General features: G+C 39.9%; 14 protein-coding genes. 6 read left to right on the forward strand and 8 right to left on the reverse strand.

All coding sequences use genetic code 11. From position 1 onward, the window contains the following. Positions 1-69: 69 nt before the first annotated feature. Positions 70-2,844 (reverse strand): DNA gyrase/topoisomerase IV subunit A, encoded by a 2,775-nt coding sequence (locus PZ892_RS04105; protein WP_277712125.1) that lies wholly within the window; start codon positions 2,842-2,844, stop codon positions 70-72. 122 nt (positions 2,845-2,966) lie between these two features. Between PZ892_RS04105 and PZ892_RS04110 the strand changes: the two genes are divergently transcribed. Together PZ892_RS04110 and dinB are read left to right on the forward strand one after the other, a co-directional pair. Further along, positions 2,967-3,770 (forward strand): alpha/beta hydrolase, encoded by an 804-nt coding sequence (locus tag PZ892_RS04110; RefSeq protein WP_277712126.1) that lies wholly within the window; start codon positions 2,967-2,969, stop codon positions 3,768-3,770. Positions 3,771-3,831: 61 nt separating this feature from the next. After that, positions 3,832-5,022: a DNA polymerase IV gene (gene dinB, locus PZ892_RS04115; protein ID WP_094280834.1), complete on the forward strand. Its 1,191-nt coding sequence runs from the start codon at positions 3,832-3,834 to the stop codon at positions 5,020-5,022. Position 5,023: 1 nt separating this feature from the next. On the opposite strand, the gene PZ892_RS04120 is transcribed toward dinB, so the two are convergent. Genes PZ892_RS04120 through PZ892_RS04130 form a run of 3 tightly spaced genes read right to left on the reverse strand, consistent with a single transcriptional unit; the run spans position 5,024 to position 8,404 of the window. Next, entirely contained in the window at positions 5,024-6,232 is a 1,209-nt protein-coding gene (locus tag PZ892_RS04120) for a glycosyltransferase family 4 protein (protein WP_277712127.1), read from the reverse strand. Next, complete coding sequence (locus PZ892_RS04125; protein ID WP_277712128.1) at positions 6,213-7,244, reverse strand: lysylphosphatidylglycerol synthase transmembrane domain-containing protein; 1,032 nt, start codon at positions 7,242-7,244, stop codon at positions 6,213-6,215. The genes PZ892_RS04120 and PZ892_RS04125 overlap by 20 nt, the downstream gene beginning before the upstream one ends. After that, positions 7,229-8,404 (reverse strand): glycosyltransferase family 1 protein, encoded by a 1,176-nt coding sequence (locus PZ892_RS04130; protein ID WP_094255150.1) that lies wholly within the window; start codon positions 8,402-8,404, stop codon positions 7,229-7,231. The genes PZ892_RS04125 and PZ892_RS04130 overlap by 16 nt, the downstream gene beginning before the upstream one ends. A 206-nt stretch (positions 8,405-8,610) precedes the next feature. On the opposite strand from PZ892_RS04130, the gene PZ892_RS04135 reads away from it, so the two are divergent. The 3 genes from PZ892_RS04135 (at position 8,611) to dnaE (ending at position 13,805) form a co-directional block, all read left to right on the forward strand. Further along, complete coding sequence (locus PZ892_RS04135) at positions 8,611-9,615, forward strand: endonuclease/exonuclease/phosphatase family protein (RefSeq protein ID WP_277712130.1); 1,005 nt, start codon at positions 8,611-8,613, stop codon at positions 9,613-9,615. Positions 9,616-9,718: 103 nt separating this feature from the next. Beyond that, positions 9,719-10,648, forward strand: coding sequence for an endonuclease/exonuclease/phosphatase family protein (locus tag PZ892_RS04140; RefSeq protein WP_182499324.1), 930 nt, complete (start codon positions 9,719-9,721; stop codon positions 10,646-10,648). Between the two features lie 226 nt (positions 10,649-10,874). Further along, positions 10,875-13,805 carry a DNA polymerase III subunit alpha gene (gene dnaE / locus PZ892_RS04145; RefSeq protein WP_277712131.1) on the forward strand — a complete coding sequence of 977 codons (2,931 nt, stop codon included), beginning with the start codon at positions 10,875-10,877 and terminating at the stop codon, positions 13,803-13,805. A 61-nt stretch (positions 13,806-13,866) separates the two neighbouring features. Here dnaE and PZ892_RS04150 read toward each other — a convergent pair whose 3' ends face one another. The 3 genes from PZ892_RS04150 to PZ892_RS04160 are packed head-to-tail and all read right to left on the reverse strand — an operon-like array spanning position 13,867 to position 17,111. Continuing rightward, positions 13,867-15,156, reverse strand: a complete 1,290-nt coding sequence (locus PZ892_RS04150; RefSeq protein ID WP_094280839.1) for an AI-2E family transporter — start codon at positions 15,154-15,156, stop codon at positions 13,867-13,869. A gap of 7 nt (positions 15,157-15,163) precedes the next feature. Further along, positions 15,164-16,357, reverse strand: coding sequence for an MFS transporter (locus tag PZ892_RS04155; RefSeq protein ID WP_094255146.1), 1,194 nt, complete (start codon positions 16,355-16,357; stop codon positions 15,164-15,166). Continuing rightward, on the reverse strand, positions 16,350-17,111 hold the full coding sequence (locus tag PZ892_RS04160; RefSeq protein WP_277712132.1) for an RNA methyltransferase: 762 nt from the start codon (positions 17,109-17,111) through the stop codon (positions 16,350-16,352). The genes PZ892_RS04155 and PZ892_RS04160 overlap by 8 nt, the downstream gene beginning before the upstream one ends. A 52-nt stretch (positions 17,112-17,163) precedes the next feature. Between PZ892_RS04160 and PZ892_RS04165 the strand changes: the two genes are divergently transcribed. Then, positions 17,164-19,470: a BamA/TamA family outer membrane protein gene (locus PZ892_RS04165; protein ID WP_277712134.1), complete on the forward strand. Its 2,307-nt coding sequence runs from the start codon at positions 17,164-17,166 to the stop codon at positions 19,468-19,470. On the opposite strand, the gene PZ892_RS04170 is transcribed toward PZ892_RS04165, so the two are convergent. Continuing rightward, positions 19,467-20,009: a hypothetical protein gene (locus PZ892_RS04170; RefSeq protein WP_277712135.1), complete on the reverse strand. Its 543-nt coding sequence runs from the start codon at positions 20,007-20,009 to the stop codon at positions 19,467-19,469. The two genes, PZ892_RS04165 and PZ892_RS04170, sit on opposite strands and share 4 nt — an antisense overlap. Between the last annotated feature and the right edge of the window lie 3 nt (positions 20,010-20,012).

Raw genomic sequence — 20,012 nt, forward strand, 5'->3', positions numbered from 1 at the left:
TTTTAATAAATAAAAAGGGAGAATATTCAATTTGAATATTCTCCCTTTACCAATAAATTTATCGAAGGACTAGTCTTCTTCATCATCATTGGCTCCGAATAAACCAAGTTGACCATTGTTATCCATTTGGATATCATCAGGGTTTGTTATTTCAAATGGAATATCATCCACTGGAGCAGGTTTTTGTTCTGTTTTTTCAGTCGGTTCTGCTTTTGATTTTTCAGATTCCTTTTCAGCAGCTGGTTTTTCAGGGGCTGATTTTTCTGCTTCGATCGGGGTTTCTTGAGTTATCGTTTCATTCAGGGCTGGTTGTTCCGTGATTGAAAGGTCTTTTTCATCCGACAGAAGTTTGATTTTTTGTACTGTATGGAAAGAGAGTCTATTGCCTTGGGCTTTCATACCTTTGACATCAACGATCTCGGTTAACTCTTGCTCTAGATGCTCATGGGTTTGGGATTTACCTTTTAGAATATCCAATGCGACCACTGGTGCGTCGTTGTTGGTCAAGAGGATGAGTTTGCTTTCCTCAGGAATAAATCTCACACGTTTACCAACAGGATTATCATCAAAATTGAATCTTTTGACGAAGTAGGTTCCAGTTTTGGTGTCTTGATGGATTGCTGTATAGATTTGCCCTGGGATAAATTTTTCGAGGCGAATCATTTTCTCATCGAAGTGATTATTCAAATCGAAGTTTGACAACTCGTAAGAACCATCATTTACGGCCATTAAAATTTTGTCATCGCCATCAAATTCACCAAGGAATTTTCCTCTATTATCTGCATTTAATCTTTTCAGGATATCATCATACCAGATTTTTCTTCCCGCAAGGGTAGATACGCCAGCGCTTTTGAAAGTGACTTTTTTCACTGGATATTTGCTGACAATATTTCCTTGGGATGCACGACCTTTAATGGCGATTTCAGCGAAGTCCATATCGAAGTTTAGCTTCCTTAATTTGGTATGCGGTTTAAGCTGGATATTGACAATTTCAGCTTCACCATTTGGATTGGCCGTAAAGTATAGGATTTTAGTTCCTTTACTCGATTTACCGATGTCATAATCCTTATCTCGCGTTACTGCGGTTACCGAGAAACGTTTGATATAGCTGGTGCCGGTTCCTCCGTCTTTGTAAATTGCATTGTAGACGGTTCTTTCATCGCCTTTTTTGAAGACTGCAACATGGATAATGTCTTTGCCCACAAAGATTTTGTCTTGTACTTTTACGACAGAATATTTTCCATCTGCTCTAAATACAATAATATCATCGATATCGGAACAATCAGAAACCAATTCATCCTTACGCATATTGGTACCGATGAATCCTTCTTCGCGATTTACATAAAGTTTAGCATTTGCCAAGGCTACTTGTGTTGCTTCAACTCTGTCAAAAACACGTAATTCGGTTTTACGTTCTCTTCCTTTACTATATTTTCCACGGATATACTCATACCATTTGATGGTATATTCGGTCAAGTTTCTGAGGTTCTTTTTAACTTCTTTTATTTCATCCTCGAGCGCTTTCATCTGATCGTCTGCTTTTTTAACGTCGAATCGGGTGATGCTACTCATTGGTTTATCGATCAATCGTTTATAATCTTCCGCTGTAATTGGACGATAGAATTGGTCGAAGAATGGGCTGAATAATTGGTTTAAGACCTCTACTACGGTTTCGAAATCACCTGCGTTTTCATAATCAGCGTGCTTATACATTCCTTCTTGAATAAAGATTTTCAGCAATGAGCTAAAGAAGATCTTTTCCTGGAGTTCGTGTAGTCTGATTTCAAGTTCTTGTTTCAACAAGCTCTTGGTTTGTTTTGTGTTTTCGATCAAGATATCATTCACGCTCATAAAATGAGGTTTATTCTTCTTGATGACACAGGTATTTGGAGATATAGAGGTTTCACAGCCAGTGAAAGCATATAGGGCATCGATTGTTACATCTGGAGAGATTCCAGGGGCAAGGTGGACGATGATTTCTACGAATTCGGCTGTATTATCTTCAATTTTTTTAATTTTTATTTTTCCTTTTTCATTGGCAGAGACAATACTGTCTATCAATGAACCGGTTGTTGTTCCGAAGGGGATTTCCGTTATTGCGAGTGTTTTTTTGTCGCGTTCTTCGATTTTCGCACGCACGCGGATTTTTCCACCACGTTGTCCTTCATTATACCCAGTAACATCTGCCATTCCTCCTGTTGGGAAGTCTGGATATATGGCTGGTCTTTCGCCTTTTAAAACTTGGATGGAGCCATCGATAAGTTCGATGAAGTTGTGGGGCATAATTTTGGTTGCCAATCCTACGGCAATACCTTCAGCACCTTGAGCTAAGAGGAGCGGGAATTTTACGGGTAGTGTAATAGGTTCCTTATTACGGCCATCATAGCTTAATTGCCAATCTGTTGTATCGGGATTAAAGACGACTTCATTGGCAAATTTGGATAAACGCCCTTCAATATACCTTGGTGCGGCAGCGGAGTCTCCAGTAATGGGGTCTCCCCAGTTTCCTTGGCAGTCGATCAATAAATCCTTTTGTCCCAATTGTACCATGGCATCACCAATTGAAGCATCCCCATGGGGGTGATATTTCATGGTATTTCCAATGACATTTGCGGCCTTATTATATCGTCCGTCGTCCATTTCTTTAAGGGAATGGAGGATCCGACGTTGTACCGGCTTGAAGCCATCATTGATATGAGGCACTGCACGGTCCAATATTACATAAGAAGCATAATCCAGAAACCAATTTTCATATAGTCCCGACAAGGGGATAGTATTGCTTTGTTGGTCTTGATTTGGGTTTGAGTCGTTATTTTCTTCTATATCGTTGATTTCGTCACTCATGAACTTTTCCGTAAGATTTTGATGGGTTTACAGGAATGATTTCTGCAAACCTCGTAAAAATACGAAATTCATTTTATTTGTTTTATTTTTAGGATTATTCTACAATTTATTGAAACCATACTATGAGATACTTTATATTTCTATTGATTTTTTGTTTTTCCATCAACCTTCTTTTTGCTCAAGAAGGGCAGTATGAATTGAAAGAAAATATTTCTTACGTTTCTTCTTCAGCAGATTCTTATAGCAAGGAGCGATGTCAATTGGATGTTTATTATCCGAAGGACAAGAAAGATTTCACGACGGTTTTATGGTTTCATGGAGGTGGTTTGACGGAGGGTCGGAAAGAAATTCCTGCCTACTTAAAGGATAAAGGGGTTGCTGTTATTGGTGTTGGTTATCGTTTGTCGCCCAAGGTGAAAGTTGAAGATATTATCAAAGATGCTGCAAAGGCAGTTCATTGGACCTTTGATCATATTTCAGAATTCGGGGGGAGCAATAAAAAGATTGTTTTGTCGGGTCATTCTGCTGGGGGGTATTTGAATTTGATGCTGGCTTTAAACCCACGGTATTTGGCTGATGAGGGGATTAATGCGGATGATTTATTTGCTGTGATCCCATTTAGTGCGCAATGTATCAGTCATTTTACGGCTCGTTCAGAGCGTGGAATTGGCATCAACCAACCTGTTGTGGATGAATATGCGCCGCTTTATTGGGTTCGTAAGAACGAGGTTCCTATCACCTTGATTACGGGAGATCGGGAGTTGGAAATGGTAGGTCGATATGAAGAGAATGCGTATTTAGCCCGGATGTTTAAGATTGTTGGTCATCCCGACGTGAAGCTGTTAGAATTGGATGGTTATGATCATGGGATGACGTATCCTGCTTTCCCCCTATTACTTAAGGAAATTGCACGTTTGAATAAATAAATAAACTCTTGTTTTGCTAATATTTTTAGTAATTTTGAATTATCTGATAATTGGAATTACTATGGATTTAGTTGATAGCAAGCGTTTTGTGGCTCATTTGGACTTAGACACGTTTTTTGTAAGCGTTGAGCGTTTGAAGAACAGTAAGTTCATTGGGAAGCCGTTGATTGTGGGTGGTATGAGTGATCGAGCGGTTGTTTCGGCCTGTAGTTATGAGACTCGGAAATTTGGGGTTCACAGTGCTATGCCGATGAAGTTGGCATTGCGACTTTGTCCGCATGCCATTGTTGTTCGAGGGGATATGGATAGTTACAGTTATTATTCGAGAGTGGTGACGGATGTTGTTCGGGAAACGGTTCCTGTGATGGAGAAGGCTAGTGTTGATGAGTTTTATGTGGACTTGACTGGAGTTGATCGTTTTTTTGGTTGCAGTCAGTTTATGATAGATTTGAAGAGCAAGATTCAGAAGGAGAGTGGTCTACCGATCAGTTACGCTTTGGCTTCGAATAAGTTGATTAGTAAAGTTGCGACGGATGATGCGAAGCCTGATGGGAAGAAGGAGATTCTGCATGGATTAGAGAAGGATTATCTAGCTCCTTTGAAGATCCAACGGATGCCTGGAATTGGCGAGAAGACGAGTGTTCTTTTATTGCAGATGGGGGTTAGGACGATTAAGATTTTGAGTGAGATTCCGGTTCCGATGATGCATAATTTATTGGGGAAAAATGGGATTGATCTATCGAGGAAGGCAAATGGGATTGATCCTTCACCGATTATTCCATATTCTGAGCAGAAGAGCATTGGTACCGAGGAGACGTTTGTCCAGGATACGATTAATATGCAGTTTTTGAATAGTGAGTTAATTCGGATGACGGAGCGTTTGACGTTTCAGTTACGGAAGCAGGAGCGTTTGACGGGTTGTGTTACGGTGAAGCTACGGTATGCGAATTTTGATACGGTGAGTAAGCAAATGGTCATTTCATATACAGCCTCAGATACTGTTTTGCTGAAGAAGGTCAAGGAGTTATTTGCGAAGCTATATGATCGGCGGATGTTGGTTCGATTAATTGGTGTTCGTTTCAGTCATTTGGTTCAGGGGTCTCAACAGATTAATTTATTTGAGGATACCGAAGAGGCGGTTCGTTTATATCAGGCGATGGACGCGATGCGTGCTCGATATGGCGATGAGGCGATCAAGCGGGCAATCTCTCTAAAAGAGATTAACAAGAAAGACCGTAGTCCGCATTTCTAATTTAATATGGTTTGAAATGCACTACTTTTAAAGAAGGCTTTCCGTAGGTAATATTTTGGAAGGTCTTAAAATATTGGGATGCCATAATTTCCCAGCTATAATTTTCGATGCTAAACTTTTGATAAGACTTGGCCAAGAGCTGATATTTTTCAGGATCAGCTAAAATTTCATTGATTTGTTTTTTCCAGGCTCTCGGATTTTGGGAGGGGAGCAAGATTCCATTTTTTTCATATTGAATAGCATCTGTTATTCCTTCCATTGCGGAGGCAATAACGATTGTCCCTGCGAGTGAGGCTTCGAGGCAAACCAATCCAAAGCCTTCCATATCGCCATTTACGTGAATATTAGGCATCAAGAATGCGTTAGCATGAGCAAGTAGGGACTGTAAATGAGGAAATGGGATTTTACCTAAATGTTTGACCCGACTATTGATATTTTCCTGTTGAAGGAGTTTCCGGATTTCTCTTTCATCCGAAGGGTATCCTAAGAAGAGAGTAATCAAGTGATATGCTCCTTTTGGAAGGATACGGAGTATTTTTTCTATTCTGCTAGCTTTTTGGTTGAAGGGGCCAATCATGAGAAGCTGAAAGTCATCTGTCAAGGTTGGTACCACTTCTTTTAACAACCAGGAGAACCCTTTTCTTTTGACAGGTCGACCGAGGGTAAGCATGAATTTTTTATTGAAGTCAACTTGGGGATAATAGGATTTAATTTGCTCCAGGGGGATGGGTTCAGCATGAGCAATATCATGGTCGACGCCATTTTTGATAACGGTGATCTTATGTTGAGCAATGCCACGTTGAATGGCAGCATTGGCTGTTGCGGAGCTTACGGCAATAATATGATCATATTCATTGAATCGGGTGAGGATTTTCTTCTGGAAATATTTCCAGGGGAATACCACATCGAGTCCATGGATGGTTACGACTCTTTTAAGATGCTTATATCCCGAGTGGAATAAAGCAAGGGAGGCAATAAGTCCATCATTAAAGTGAATTAATTGGATATTGGGATTAGCATGAATGATTTTCAAGATATTGCTATTGAGGTTCCAGAAAAAAGACAATAGGCTTTCCTGATCTTTTTGATATACCAGCATATGCACCTGGGCTTGCGGGTTATTGCAAAAAGCATTAATTAGTTCAAAGGATTGTTTTTCCATTCCACCAGTTGCTGGTGGATACTTATGGCTAACAAATAATATTTCCATTTTGTAAAGTAGCGGTGTTTTTACTATCCTTTTTTATGAAAAGGTAAAGGATGAATCCGATTGCAATCCAAAACAACTGTCTTGTTCGACGTAGAATGGATGCTGATATCCAAACAGAGGCAGAGGTTATACCGATGATTTGGAGCATCATTTTATTTCCCAACTCTTCGAAGCCCAATTGTCCTGGGACAAATGCAGCAGCGCTTTTGAAAACAATAATTCCCATATCGAGCAATAAGCCATGCATAGGGAGGATATGGTAGCCAAGAAAAATAATAATGAGATAAAACTCTAGACTTCCAATGATCCAATGGATTCCAGCGAGCAGATAGGAATACCAAAAAGATTTAGGGTTGGCACGATAAGCAGTTCTGATATTGAAAATAAGCTGAATAATCTTACTCTTTAGTTTTCCGAGGAATGATTTTGGATTTTTTGCGGAGTGTTCAGGTGTTGATTCACCAAAGATGAGCCAATAAAAAAAGGCAAAATTTATAAAAATCAACAGGGCAATAAAGATATAGAATGGGATCCTGATATTTTGTAGGGCCGCCATTCCGATTTGGGTATTGCTAAGCCATAAACAAGCCAATAGGAGCAGAAGGATTTGCGAGAGGACTAGCGTAATTCTAGAAGTTGCAACCGCGCTCAATGCCTTCTCTTTAGAGATTTCATAAGGTCTGAGCATTTCCGCTTTGAGGAGGTCACCCCCGAGAATGCTAGTGGGGTTGAATTGTCCGACGGTTTCACCGACTTGTCGAATCATAAAGAGTCTGAAGAGGCTTATTTTTTTGCGATCATCGGCTAGGCAGGTGTACCAAGACCAAGTTCCGAAGAAATAAGCTAAGAATGTGACTGCAATGAGGTAGACAAATTTATAGTTGATTTTATTGAGTTCTTCCTTTGTTGCTGAAAAATCGGTGTTAAGAATAAATACGGTGATAAATCCAAGGATCACCAGGATTAAAATAAGTTTAATTGTTTTTTTATTAATCCTTAGTTGTTGGCCCATGCCATAGAGTTTAGGGGTTCCGAAGCGAGTTCTTGGATATCGTCAAAATATGTTTCAGCGAGTTTACCCCAGTCTAATTTTTTCACATAGGATAATCCTGCTTGTTGGAATTCTTGTTTAATGCTGTTGTCACTAAGTATTTTATGGATAAAATACACGTATTCGAGGGCATTGTTAGGCATACATTTGTAGCCAGTCCGACCATGTTCGATTAGGCTTGAACTCCCCCCGCCATTGGCGATTACACAAGGTAATCCGGAAGCCATTGCTTCAATGACCACATTGCCATAGGTTTCAGAAGTGGAGGTAAAGAGGAATACATCCGATGAGGCGTATAATTTAGAAAGTTCCTCATGGTCTAATTTTCCCAAGAAGATTGCAGTAGGCATTAGCGCTTGGGCCTCTTCTTTGGCTGCACCATCACCAGCAATAATCAGGTTATACTCGATATTTGACTTTTTGAGCTGCTGATAAATATCAATTAAGGTTTGCACATTTTTCTCCCATACTAATCGGCTGGCGAATAAGATGTTTGGTTTATCGTTATTGCTGATCTTACGGATATAGTTTGAGTCGGCTTTTTCGGGATTAAACAATCGTAGGTCAATTCCACGTTGCCATAAGGTAAGCCGATCGGGTTGTATGCCGATTTCTTTCAATTCATCCATGATATTATTTGCAGGGACATAAATTTTATGGCAACTATTATAGAATCTCAACATTGCTCTACGCATCCAATACTCAGCAGGTCTGATCAGAGAAGATAGGTTTCGAAGGTAATAAGCGATGTAAGAGATAAAATGGGTATGATAAATACTAATAATGGGGATATTCTTTTTTCTGGCGTATTTCATGGCGAAGAATCCCAAGAGGGATGGAGTTGCGATGTGGATAACGTCAGGGGCAAAATTATCTAGGGTTTCTTCGAGTTTCCACTTTGAAAGTTGTGGGACTGCGAAAGAGTAGTCGTCATTGATCGGGATTTTAAAGGTCGGGACCTGGTAAGACTGGTGGGTTCTGAAATTTTCAGGACCTTTACCATAGATAAAAAGATAAGAAAATGCCGCGTGATCGATACGGTTTATGATTTGAAACATGGTCCTTGAGGCGCCATCGAAATCTTCAATTAGGATTTCCGAAAAAAAAGCAACTTTCTTCATTTAGAATTCAATTGTCTATCGGGTAAAAGTATTGTCTCAATATTTCCTTATTGCTAATTTCTCATTAAGCTATTGTGAATGAAATGTTTATGTTTAGTAAAGGCTTAACAGGTTGTAAACATTGAATCAACAAACCTTTAATATTGATTTAAGATTAGATTTAATTGTGTACGATAATTTTGTGATAGGATTTATGAATGATCGATATGTTAATCAACCTTCCTTATCCTCCAAAAAGTAGAGCGTGGCATTTCAGGTTTTTGGTACTGATGTCGGTTATATTTTCCCTTCTCTTTATTTTCAGTTATAAGCGCAGTAATGGTTCAAAGCCGAGTTTATTGGGTCCCACGTTGGAGTTGGAAAAAAGGCATTCTGGGGAATTGAGTTTATTGACGTATAATATTGCGGGTTTGCCTCAGCTGATTTCGAGTGCGGAGACCCCGCGAGCCTCGAGTATCCGAAGCATAGGCGAGCGGATCAACCGCTTTGATATAGTGAATGTTCAAGAAGATTTCAATTATAATTCCGAGTTATATTCATCGAATCTACATTTATTTCGGACGGAGAGTATGGGAGGAGTTCCATTTGGGGATGGTTTGAGTACCTTATCGAAATATCCGATTCGCGCGACGGAGCGTGTTGCCTGGAAGGATTGCAGTGGGAGTGATTGTTTGACGCCCAAGGGGTTTAGCTATACCCGATTAGAAATTGCGAAGGGCGTTTTTATCGATGTTTATAATGTGCATGCTACGGCTCAGGACAATCCGGTTGCAGTTTTGGCGAGGAAGAAGAACTTAAAACAGCTGCAGAGCTATATTGAAGATAAATCATCCTGTGAGGCTTTGTTGATTATGGGTGATTTTAATTCACATTATGCTTTTGGAGAGGACCATGTAGTTTCCTTTCGTGAGGAGATGTCCTTGATTGACACCTGGGCATTGCTTCATAATCGTGGGATGATTCCAGGTGTTGAGTTGAATTTTATGGCGAAGCATGCCTTGACGGTTACAGATTCATGCGAGAGCATAGATAAAATATATTTCCGGAATAGCGATCAGATTGTTTTTACGCCGAAAAAATATCAGGTTGAGCATGATTTATTCAGCACAGCAGCAGGGGAGCCCTTATCCGATCATTGTGCTATTTCGTTAAAGTTGGAATGGGAATTGACTGATTCATTGGGACATTCCGATCCTATTTCTGGTTTATAGTTTAGGAATTGGCGTTAAGATGTTGATAAGTAACAAAAACTTAATACAGAATTCCAGATTATATAATTTGAAGACAATACTTTTATTTCATATAAGTTAATAGATGACCATACTTTTTATACTTGCAGGGGTAATCATAGTTTTACTATTCATTTTTAAGGGCTTGAAGGGGAAATTGATTGAGGTAGCCATTCCACAGGAGGAGACGAGTTCAGAGCGTTTTTTACAGGGGGAAATCTCCTTATTGACTTATAATATTGCGGGTTTGCCTCAGGGGATTTCTGCGGCGAAGTTACCGAGGAAGTTAAGTATTGCGGATATTGGAGAGAAAGTTGCGCCCTATGATATTGTGAATGTTCAGGAAGATTTTAACTATAACAGTTCATTTTATTCTCGAAACTTACATCCTTATCGGACCCAAACAAAAGGGAAGATTCCTGTTGGGGATGGTTTAAATACTTTATCAAAATTTCCTATTATCGAGTACCGAAGGATTCCATGGCGTCATTGTAGTGGGCCAGATTGTTGGACGGTTAAGGGGTTTAGTTTTGCTCAGATTCAACTTGCGAATCAGGTTACGGTTGATGTTTATAATGTTCATGCCAATTCCAGTGATGTTGCCCGCGCAGCGCGAGCAAGGCGCGAGAACTTTCGTCAATTGGCAAACTATATCAATGAGCATTCAGTAGATCGGCCAGTCATTGTGATGGGTGATTTTAATGCCCATTATGCTTATAAGCGTGATAATTTACATGAGTTTTTATTGACCACCGGCTTATCTGATGGTTGGGTTCAGTTTCTTCGGAAAGGAGTTTTTCCAGAGGTTATTCCCAAATTTATTGCGCAACATATGTTGAGTTTGAGTAATGAGACTGAAAGTTTGGATAAGATATTTTATAGAAACAGTGCTCATTTGAAATTTCAGCCGATGGATTATCAGGTAGAGATCCAACATTTCACGAATACCGAAGGAGAAGCCCTATCCGATCACCTTGCGGTTTCCATGCAATTGAATTGGACATGGGAAGATTAGGGGCATTAAAATTTGATTAACCATTAAATATATAACAGTGATCAGCTGAGAATTCCCATTCTCGGCTTTTTTTTATTTTAATTTTTTTGGATAGAGCTTAATTGCCAATAGCAGAGGGTAATTGCGTTCAATATTTTGTTTTATTCTGAGGGATTGGGGCATTTTAACTATTTAATTTTGCTAATATTTTTAGTAAAATGATTTAAAAAATTCTTAATCTTGTAAAATGTTTTTGAATTGCAAGACTTGGTTTAGTTTTCATTATGGGACCTATCCTACGAAGGATTTGGTTGAGCGAGCGCAGTCATTGGGAGTTAAGGCCATGGCCTTAACGAATATCAATAGTACTGCGGATTGTTGGGACTTTGTCTTAAAATGTCAGGAGGCAAAGATCAAGCCTATTTTGGGTGTAGAGATTCGGAATGAGAATGAGTTTTGCTATATACTTTTGGCGAAGAACAATGCGGGTTTATTGGTTATTCAGAGTTTTCTTTCGTTTTATAAGCAGCGGAAGTTGAATTTTCCAAAGAAGCTACCATTTGATTCTGATGATGTTTGGATTATTTATTCTTATGATGATCATCCAGCGATTGAGGACTTGGGTCGTCAAGAGTTAATTGGAATCCGGCAGGAGGATCTAAATAAATTAAATTGGCAAGAGGCCTTATCGGCGGATTGTTGGGTGGTATTGCAGCCGGTGACCTATCAGGATAAGTCGTATTATGATTTACATCGGATTTTAAGGGCCATTGCGAAGAACACCTTATTATCGAAGTTGACGAAGGATGATTATGCGCGACCTAATGAGGTTTTAATCGGTGAAGAGTCTTTGGTTTCCACTTTTGCGCGATTTCCATCGCTTATTAGCAGGACGATGGAGGTTGTCAAGAGCTGTTCGATTGAGATGGAATTTCATGTTGACAAGAACAAGAAGCATTTTACAGCGTCCCAGGAGGGGGATCATGAGTTATTGCGGAAGTTGGCTATCGAGGGTTGCAAGATTCGGTATGGGCCAAAGAATAAACGGGCGATGGAGCGGGTAGAGAAGGAGTTGGGGATCATCAAGCAATCTGAGTTTAATTCCTATTTCTTAATAGTTTGGGATATGTTGCGATATGCTAATGAGCAGGGTTTTTATCATGTTGGTCGGGGGAGCGGGGCGAATTCTGTTGTTGCATATTGTTTACGGATTACGGATGTAGATCCGATTAAATTGGATCTTTATTTTGAGCGATTTTTGAATCCTAATCGGACTTCACCTCCGGATTTTGATATTGATTTCAGTTGGAAGGATCGGGATTCGATTTTTGAATATCTGTTTATGCGTTACGGGCGGCAGAATGTGTCATTATTGGGGATGTACAATACCTTTCAGCGTCGTGCGATTATTCGGGAATTGGGGAAGGTTTTTGGATTGCCGAAGGAAGAGATTGACGAGTTGGTTCATAAGCGGGAATGGAGTGCAGAGGATAAGATTCAGCGTTGGATTCAGAAATATGGTGCCATGTTGGTTGATTTTCCAAGTAATATAAGTGTTCATGCGGGGGGTGTATTGATTAGTGAGAAGCCCTTGAATGAGTATGGCGTCTTGGAATTGCCGCCAAAGGGTTTTCTGACCTTGCATATGGATATGTTTGAGGCGGACCGGGTTGGCTTATTCAAGTTCGATATCCTGAGTCAACGTGGCTTAGGCCATATTAAGGATGCACTGGCATTGGTTCAACAAAATAAGGGCAAGCATATTGACATTCATCAGGTAGATCGATTTTTTGAAGACCCGAAACTGGCGGAGATGATTCGGAAAGCGGATACCATTGGTTGTTTTTATATCGAGAGTCCGGCTATGCGTCAGCTATTGGGCAAGTTAAAATGTTCAGATTATCTGACTTTAGTGGCTGCGAGTTCTATTATTCGGCCTGGTGTTGCGCAGTCGGGGATGATGAAACAATATATAGAGCGATATCATGATCGGGATAAGATTGAATATCTACATCCCAAAATGAAGGAGTTGTTGGAGGAGACTTTTGGGGTTATGGTTTATCAGGAGGATGTGATCAAGGTTGCGCATCATTTTGGGGGCATATCTTTGGAAGAGGCTGATATTCTACGGAGGGCAATGAGTGGCAAATATCGTTCAGAGAACAAGTTTGAATTGATGCGGGAGAAGTTCTTTGTGAATTGTCGGGCTCAAGGTTATGAGGAAGAGACGACGGCGGAGGTTTGGCGCCAAATGGAAAGTTTTGGGGGCTATTCCTTTGCCAAGGGGCACTCAGCCTCATTTGCAGTCGAGAGTTATCAGAGTCTTTATCTGAAGACTTATTATCCATGTGAGTTTTATGTTGCAGTAATAAATAATTTCGGGGGCTTCTATCGGACGGAGTTTTACTTTCATGAGTTGCGGCGGAATGGGGGGATAATTGAGCTTCCCTGCATGAACAACAGTGATTTTCTGACTAATATTCAAGACAACCAGGTTTTTGTGGGATTTATTCATTTGCAAGGTCTCGAGCAGGAGTTTGCCCATAGGGTTGTAGAGGAGCGGCAAAGGAATGGCATGTACAAGAATTTGAATGATGTTCTACAGCGTCTACATCCAGCACCTGAGCAGTTGAATATTTTGATCCGAATTGGAGCTTTGCGTTTTACAGGTCTGGATAAGAAAACCCTGTTATGGGAAGCGAATTTCAGGAATAAAAGGACAGAAAAGGATGATCCCATTACCTTATTTGAAACTGAAGAGATCAAGTTTTCCTTGCCTGATTTCGAGAAAAACAGAATGGATGACCTACGGGATGAACTTGATTTACTAGGTTTTGTTGTTGGGGATTTTTATGAGTTATTGGATCCGATTCATTTGCAAGGAACGATACGGGTAAATCAATTAGATAGCCTTTTAGGGCAACAAGTAAAGATTGTGGGACGCTTAGTAACCATAAAAGAAACGCGTACGATCAAGAAGGAACGGATGAGTTTTGGTACTTTTTTAGATGTTGATGGGGACTGGTTGGATACGGTTCATTTTCCACCGACATTAAGGCAATATCCATTTCAGGGGAGTGGGTTTTATGAGTTGCATGGTCGGGTAATGGAAGAGTTTGGAGTGTTTAGTATTGAGGTTTCTGCGATGCGGAAGCTAGGTTTTAATGTTGGGCAATAGATAAAAAAATAGGCCTAAGGGTTGAAATTTCTTCGCTGCTTAGGCCTATTGCATATTATTTTTATTCTGTTTTTTTATCGTCGTCTTTTTTGTCGAACTCATCTTGGGGAAGATCTTCATAAGGAAGTTCTTCGGATTCATTAATTTCTTTATAGGTTACTTCGGTATGAGGAGTTTCATCGGGAGTATCGACATTGACATTGATATCCATTTCGATTTTTTTCTTGTTTTTAGGCATTCTAACGATTCCCCACTTCATCAGCAGTTCCTGTGTTGAATTTCGTTTAAGATGTAGTTTTTCAGGTTCGCCGATTAGGAATCCGAAGGCTTCCATATTCGGGTTAGCATCGAAGATGACCTTCAATGTTGCGATGAAAGGAAGGGCGATGATCAATCCGGCTAAACCAAATAGCATACCTCCCAACAAGATTCCGATGATTGCCATCAGCGGGTTAATGCTGACTTTTGATCCCACGATATTCGGGGTAATGATATTTCCTTCCAAGAATTGCACGACTTGAAACCAAGCAACCACACCAAGGGCATACAGGGCACTGTCTTTAGTTGCCAAAGCAAATAGGGCTGGTAAAATTGATCCAATAGCAATTCCAATATAAGGTAGAAGCATTAGTAGGGAAGCCAGAGATCCGAAGAACCAGGCATAATCAATTCCCAATGCCATTAATCCAACAGTATTTAAAACTGCTACAATTCCCATTACAGTAATTAATCCGACTAGGTAACTTTGAACTACCTCGTATATTTTATTCAGCACCTCATTGACTTTACTTTGAGGGGATGATTTGAAGGCTTTGAAGAAGAATTCGCGGAAGAAATCGCGATAGTATAGTAGGAAAAAGCTTAGTAGAGGAACTAGGATTGCGCTAGCCAGGATATTTCCGATGGATCCGAAGGTCGTGGAGATCATGCCGCCGGCATTTTCCATTGCTTTTTCACCTTGTTCACGGAGTTTTTCCATGACCTCTGTTCTTTCAATTCCGAATTGGTTTTCGAGCCATTTTTGTCCACCTTCGAGAACAGACAATACCTTATCCGTAATTGCAGAGGCATCTTTTCCAATGAGGATACTTTCATAAACAATAAACCAAGACAGACCTGAGATAATAGCAATGGCTACAATTACGGCCAAGATTGCTGAGAAGGCTTTCCCGAGGCGTATTCTTTCGAAAAGACGGGCTAAGGGATAGAGGGATATTGAGATCAGGATTGAAAAAATCAGGGGTAACAATACGCCCTGGGTGACATACATTAGTGCTAAGATTAAGGCCAGAGCCATTAGGCTGGATGCAAGCTCAAAAGAATAAGGTCTCTTGGTTTGTTTGTTTTCCATATGATTGCTATAACAGGTTATTAGTTTTTTTGTTTTTTGAATTCCAATGTATCACGTAAAAAAATGCGAGTAAGATTATTATTGCATTTCCATAAAATATATACGGAATCCTCAGGATATGATCATGATAAATATAACCAGCAAATAATGCACCAAAACCGATACCAGCTTCTAAGGCGATGTACATTGTTGCCATTGCTTTTCCGCGGTACTGGGGAAGGGAAAGATCTATTGTCCAAGCATTGACTGCAGGGGAGAAGATTCCCGTTCCGATACCATATAAGCAGGCACCAATAACCAAGTGGGTGACACTATTTCCAAATCCAAGATAAAGGATTGAAATTGCAATCACAATCAAACCGACCTTCATCACTTTGATTCGTCCATACCGGTCGGCCACTTTTCCGGAAACAAACCTTATTCCGATGGATGCCAGGGTATAAGCGGTAAAGAACAGTCCTTTGTTACTTATTCCTAGATGTTCACTCCAATCGGGGATTAGAGTCAGGATTACTCCATATGCCGTATAGGAAAGTAAAGTTACTACGGCGGCCGGTATTACACGGAATTCAATAATATCACGGCGTGATATTTTGAGCATTTCAGGGGAGAATCGTTTTTTATCCTTGAGGGTTTCTTTCATGTTCATCACGATGATAATCGAGAAGAATGCGAAAGCAGAGGAGCTATAGAACATCGTGTTGAGATCAAAATTTGATGCGATGTAACTACCGATTGCAGGTCCGACAGCACCACCGATGCTGAAGCATAATCCATGCATTCCCAGGGCTTCACCCCAGCGGTTGGAAGGGATGATATCTGATATATAGGCGGATGTTGCGGTTGGTTTAAAGCCTGTCGAAAATCCATGTACGAGTCTAAGTAAGAAGAATCCAGAGACGCTGCTCAGGAAAGGGTATAAAAATCCGCAGATCACACAAACGGTAGAACCGATTGCCATTACAGGCACACGACCCCATTTATCAGTCAGTCGACCACTGAAAGGTCTAGAGATTCCGGCTGTTAAAGTAAAGAGAGCGATAATTAATCCTTTATGGGCAGCACCACCTAAAGAGGAGAGGTAATTTGGTAATTCTGGAATAATCATGTTAAAGCTAGCTGAGAAAAGCAGCGAGCTCAGGCAGAGCAGTCCAAACTGGAGGGTGTATAGAGGTTGTTCTTCGTTTTCTATTTTATCCATTTTTCTTTTCCATATTTTGTCGAGTCAATTCTGAACAAAATATTGTTGTTGCAACGGCGACATTTAATGATTCTGCATTTCCTACTCTTGGAATGGTGACGGCTTTGTCCACTTTTGGGATTAAGCTTTCGCGGATTCCATTTCCTTCATTTCCCATCATAATAAACCCTTCATCACCGAAATTGGTTTCATAGATGGATTCCCCATTCAATAAAGCTCCAAAAATTGGCATGTTGTTTTTGAGAATAAACTCTTCAAGGTCGAGATAGTGGATTTTTATTCTTGATAGCGAGCCCATGGTCGCTTGAACGACTTTAGGATTATAGGCATCGACCGTTCCAATTGAGCAGATGATATTTTCGATTCCAAACCATTCTGCGGTTCGAATAATCGTTCCTAGATTTCCTGGATCTTGGACATCATCGAGGATCAAACTGTGTTTTCCTTTCAAATTCGTAATGTGCAATTGGTCAAATTGGGGAATTTCTACCAATGCTAAAGCGCCCTGAGGGTTCTTTAATCCACTTATTTTATTAAACTCAGCATCTGTAAGTTCATCAAGTTTTATATTTTGCGGTATTTTGCCCAATTTTGCAGCTGCCTCAGCTGTCGCGAATATTTTACTTATCTTGTAGGAAGAATGTATAAATTCCAAAACGGATTTAATGCCTTCGACCACAAATAAGTTATGCTGAGTACGGAACTTTTTATGCTGCAATGAAGTAATTAGACTGATTTGAGCTTTTGACAACATGGGATGAATGACTAATAAAAGAAGTTTTTTATTTTTTGCAAGTATAACGTTTTTGTCGCTAATTATTGCGTCCTGTCGTTCAGCGAAATATCTGGATGATAATCAGTATTTGGTGACTGATGTTGATTTAAATGGTGTTACGCCTGAGTTAAAAGAGCCAGCGGGACTTTATGTGGCTAACGAAATCCGTCCAAATTCTCCACTATACCTTACTATTTATAATTTATTCAATACTCGAAACGGTCGATATAAAACTGAGAAAATCAAGAATGTGGGTGAGGCACCTAGGGTTCTAGATTCGGCAGTTGTGGAATTGTCTGCGACCCAAATTCAACGATTTTTACAAACAAAAGGTTATTTCAATGCGAAGGTAGAGCCGAAGATAGAGTTCAATAAAAAGAAAGCAAAGATTGATTTCAATGCTGACTTAGGAAACCCTTATACTGTTCGGGAAATCAGTCGCAATGTTCAGGATCCGGCGGTAGATTCCATTTATCAAGAGAAGGTAGTTCCGAATAGTTTATTAAAATCTGGCAAGCGCTATGATGCCGGAGATTTATACCTGGAACGCGAGCGCTTATACACCCAAATGCGAGAGTCAGGTTACTATGATTATTTGCGACAATATATGCGTACGGGAATTGACACAATTGGACTGCCAAATCAGGCTGATTTGTTGATTCAAGTGTCCAACAGGGAGGATTCTACTAAACATAAGATTTATTATATAGATAGCGTGTACTTCACCGTGGAGGCTGCAGATCCAGAATTAAAGCGGAATAATGAAGGGAAATATGACAGCTTGACCAAGATCTTCTATACCGATCAAACTGGTAATTTTAAGTTGAGACCCTTGTCGCGATATGCATTGTTAAGAACAGGGCACAAGTTCAATAGCCGTAATGAAGAGTTATCCTATGACCGATTATATGAAATGAATGGTTTTCGATCTGTAAAGATTAATTATGTTCAGAAAGACTCCAATAAGTTGGATGTTCACTATAATTTGGTTCCGCGTTCAGCCATGAGTAACCAAATAGAAGGGGAGTTTACCTTTAGTTCAGGGATGAGCGGATTCAACGTTGGAAATACTTTTTCCCATCGGAATGTATTTGGTGGATCTGAAACTATCGAGGTCAAATTACGCTATGGGGTTTTATTTGATTCAAGGTTACCAGGAAATTTGGCAGATAAAATATTCAATAATGATTTTCAGGTGGGTGTGAACCTGTCGTTTCCAAGATTGCTTACCCCATTTAGGGTAAGGAGTGTTGGCCGATACGGATTGCCAAGGACCACTTTTTCATCCAGCTTACAGTTGTTTTTTCAAGATCAGACCTATGCAAACCGTTATTGGATCAATAGCTTGAATTATATTTGGTATCAAGCTGTCAATAAGATCCACAGCTTGACTCCAGTTGTTTTAGAGTATAGGCATGGGCAATTAAATGAAGAATTTAAGCAGAGTTTAAATGACCAGGGCTATGGCCTATATGTTCGAAGCAATGACCGTAAGTATTTTGGATTGGGGGCACAATATGCCTATACCTATAATGCTCCGAAGCTGACCAGTAAGGAGAATTTCAGTTATTTCCGTGGAGCCTTAGATGTGAGTGGTAATTTACTAGGATTGTTGGGGAATGTGATGAAATTTGAGCAAAATGAAGATGGTGAGAAGTTGATTTTTGGGGTTCCATTCCTGCAATATGTCAAAGGGGAGGTGGATTACAGGTGGTATAGACATTTAGGCGGGAATAAGCAGTTTGTATTCCGCTTAAATTCAGGGATTGCAGTTCCATATGGAAATAATTCCTCATTGAATATGATCTTTGAGAAGAGTTTTTTTGCGGGGGGGATGAATGGGATTCGGGCATGGCAGGTTAGAACGTTAGGTCCAGGGGGTTACAACCGCTCCTCCATCAATCCTGAATTTCGTGTAAACCTTCGTAACCTAGATCAATTAGGAGAGATCAAGATAGAGTCCAATGCGGAATTTCGGTTCCGGATGTTAAATAATTTCTTTGGTGCCAAATTAAATGGGGCGACCTTTTTGGATGCGGGAAACGTTTGGCGATTACGCGAAGACATCATCAATCCGAATGGAGAATTCCGAGGCGACAAATTCCTGTCACAGATAGCTTTAGGGACAGGATTTGGATTGCGAGTTGATTTGGATTACTTTATTATCCGCTTAGATGCGGGTTTGAAGTTAAAAGATCCACAATTTACAGGTTCAAATCAATGGGTCATCAAGGATTTTTTCAATTCCAAGAAATTCAAACAAGATTACTATCAGACCAACTGGCCAGACAGATATAGTTTTATCCAATACAACTTCGGGGTAGGAATGCCTTTCTAGAAGAGTTCCTTCAAGCTCATAATACTACTTTCGATTAATTGGCGAACATCCAAACCTTTGCTGTAGTTCAGGTAGAAATATACAGCGGCAATAATTAATAGTGTAATCAAGAATCGCTTGAACTTGTAGGCGATGTATAAAATCAGAAGAGGAAGAATAATCAATAAGAATCCACTGATTTTGTAGGGTGTTATTCCTTTGTCGGTCACTCTCAAGAAGAAGAGTTTTCCTAAATCGGAGCCGGCGAATTTATGTTTGAAGAATACGAAGGTAGAAGATTCAATAGGGTTGCTTGTAACAGCGACACCATCAATAAATTTAAGATTTTGGGAAAAACCGTTGATAGTAAAATTGTAATCACCATTTACGGTGTTATCAGTTTTTTCGGCGGTATCAATCGCAATAATTGCCAGTTTACCATTCTGAGAAAGATTTTCTTTAACGGTAAAGTCCTTAATAATTGAGTTTTGCGCCAATAAAAATTGAGGCATAAGGTACATGATACCAAGGCATAAGTAAAGAAACCATCTGTTTTTCATGAT

Source organism: Sphingobacterium sp. WM, from assembly GCF_029542465.1.
Lineage (GTDB): Bacteria > Bacteroidota > Bacteroidia > Sphingobacteriales > Sphingobacteriaceae > Sphingobacterium > Sphingobacterium cellulitidis.

Bases quoted from the DNA above. Each gene is read 5' to 3' on its own strand.
- PZ892_RS04105 (WP_277712125.1), bottom strand. From the start codon at position 2,844: ATGAGTGACGAAATCAACGATATAGAAGAAAATAACGACTCAAACCCA.
- PZ892_RS04110 (WP_277712126.1), top strand. From the start codon at position 2,967: ATGAGATACTTTATATTTCTATTGATTTTTTGTTTTTCCATCAACCTT.
- dinB (WP_094280834.1), top strand. From the start codon at position 3,832: ATGGATTTAGTTGATAGCAAGCGTTTTGTGGCTCATTTGGACTTAGAC.
- PZ892_RS04120 (WP_277712127.1), bottom strand. From the start codon at position 6,232: ATGGAAATATTATTTGTTAGCCATAAGTATCCACCAGCAACTGGTGGA.
- PZ892_RS04125 (WP_277712128.1), bottom strand. From the start codon at position 7,244: ATGGGCCAACAACTAAGGATTAATAAAAAAACAATTAAACTTATTTTA.
- PZ892_RS04130 (WP_094255150.1), bottom strand. From the start codon at position 8,404: ATGAAGAAAGTTGCTTTTTTTTCGGAAATCCTAATTGAAGATTTCGAT.
- PZ892_RS04135 (WP_277712130.1), top strand. From the start codon at position 8,611: ATGTTAATCAACCTTCCTTATCCTCCAAAAAGTAGAGCGTGGCATTTC.
- PZ892_RS04140 (WP_182499324.1), top strand. From the start codon at position 9,719: ATGACCATACTTTTTATACTTGCAGGGGTAATCATAGTTTTACTATTC.
- dnaE (WP_277712131.1), top strand. From the start codon at position 10,875: ATGTTTTTGAATTGCAAGACTTGGTTTAGTTTTCATTATGGGACCTAT.
- PZ892_RS04150 (WP_094280839.1), bottom strand. From the start codon at position 15,156: ATGGAAAACAAACAAACCAAGAGACCTTATTCTTTTGAGCTTGCATCC.
- PZ892_RS04155 (WP_094255146.1), bottom strand. From the start codon at position 16,357: ATGGATAAAATAGAAAACGAAGAACAACCTCTATACACCCTCCAGTTT.
- PZ892_RS04160 (WP_277712132.1), bottom strand. From the start codon at position 17,111: ATGTTGTCAAAAGCTCAAATCAGTCTAATTACTTCATTGCAGCATAAA.
- PZ892_RS04170 (WP_277712135.1), bottom strand. From the start codon at position 20,009: ATGAAAAACAGATGGTTTCTTTACTTATGCCTTGGTATCATGTACCTT.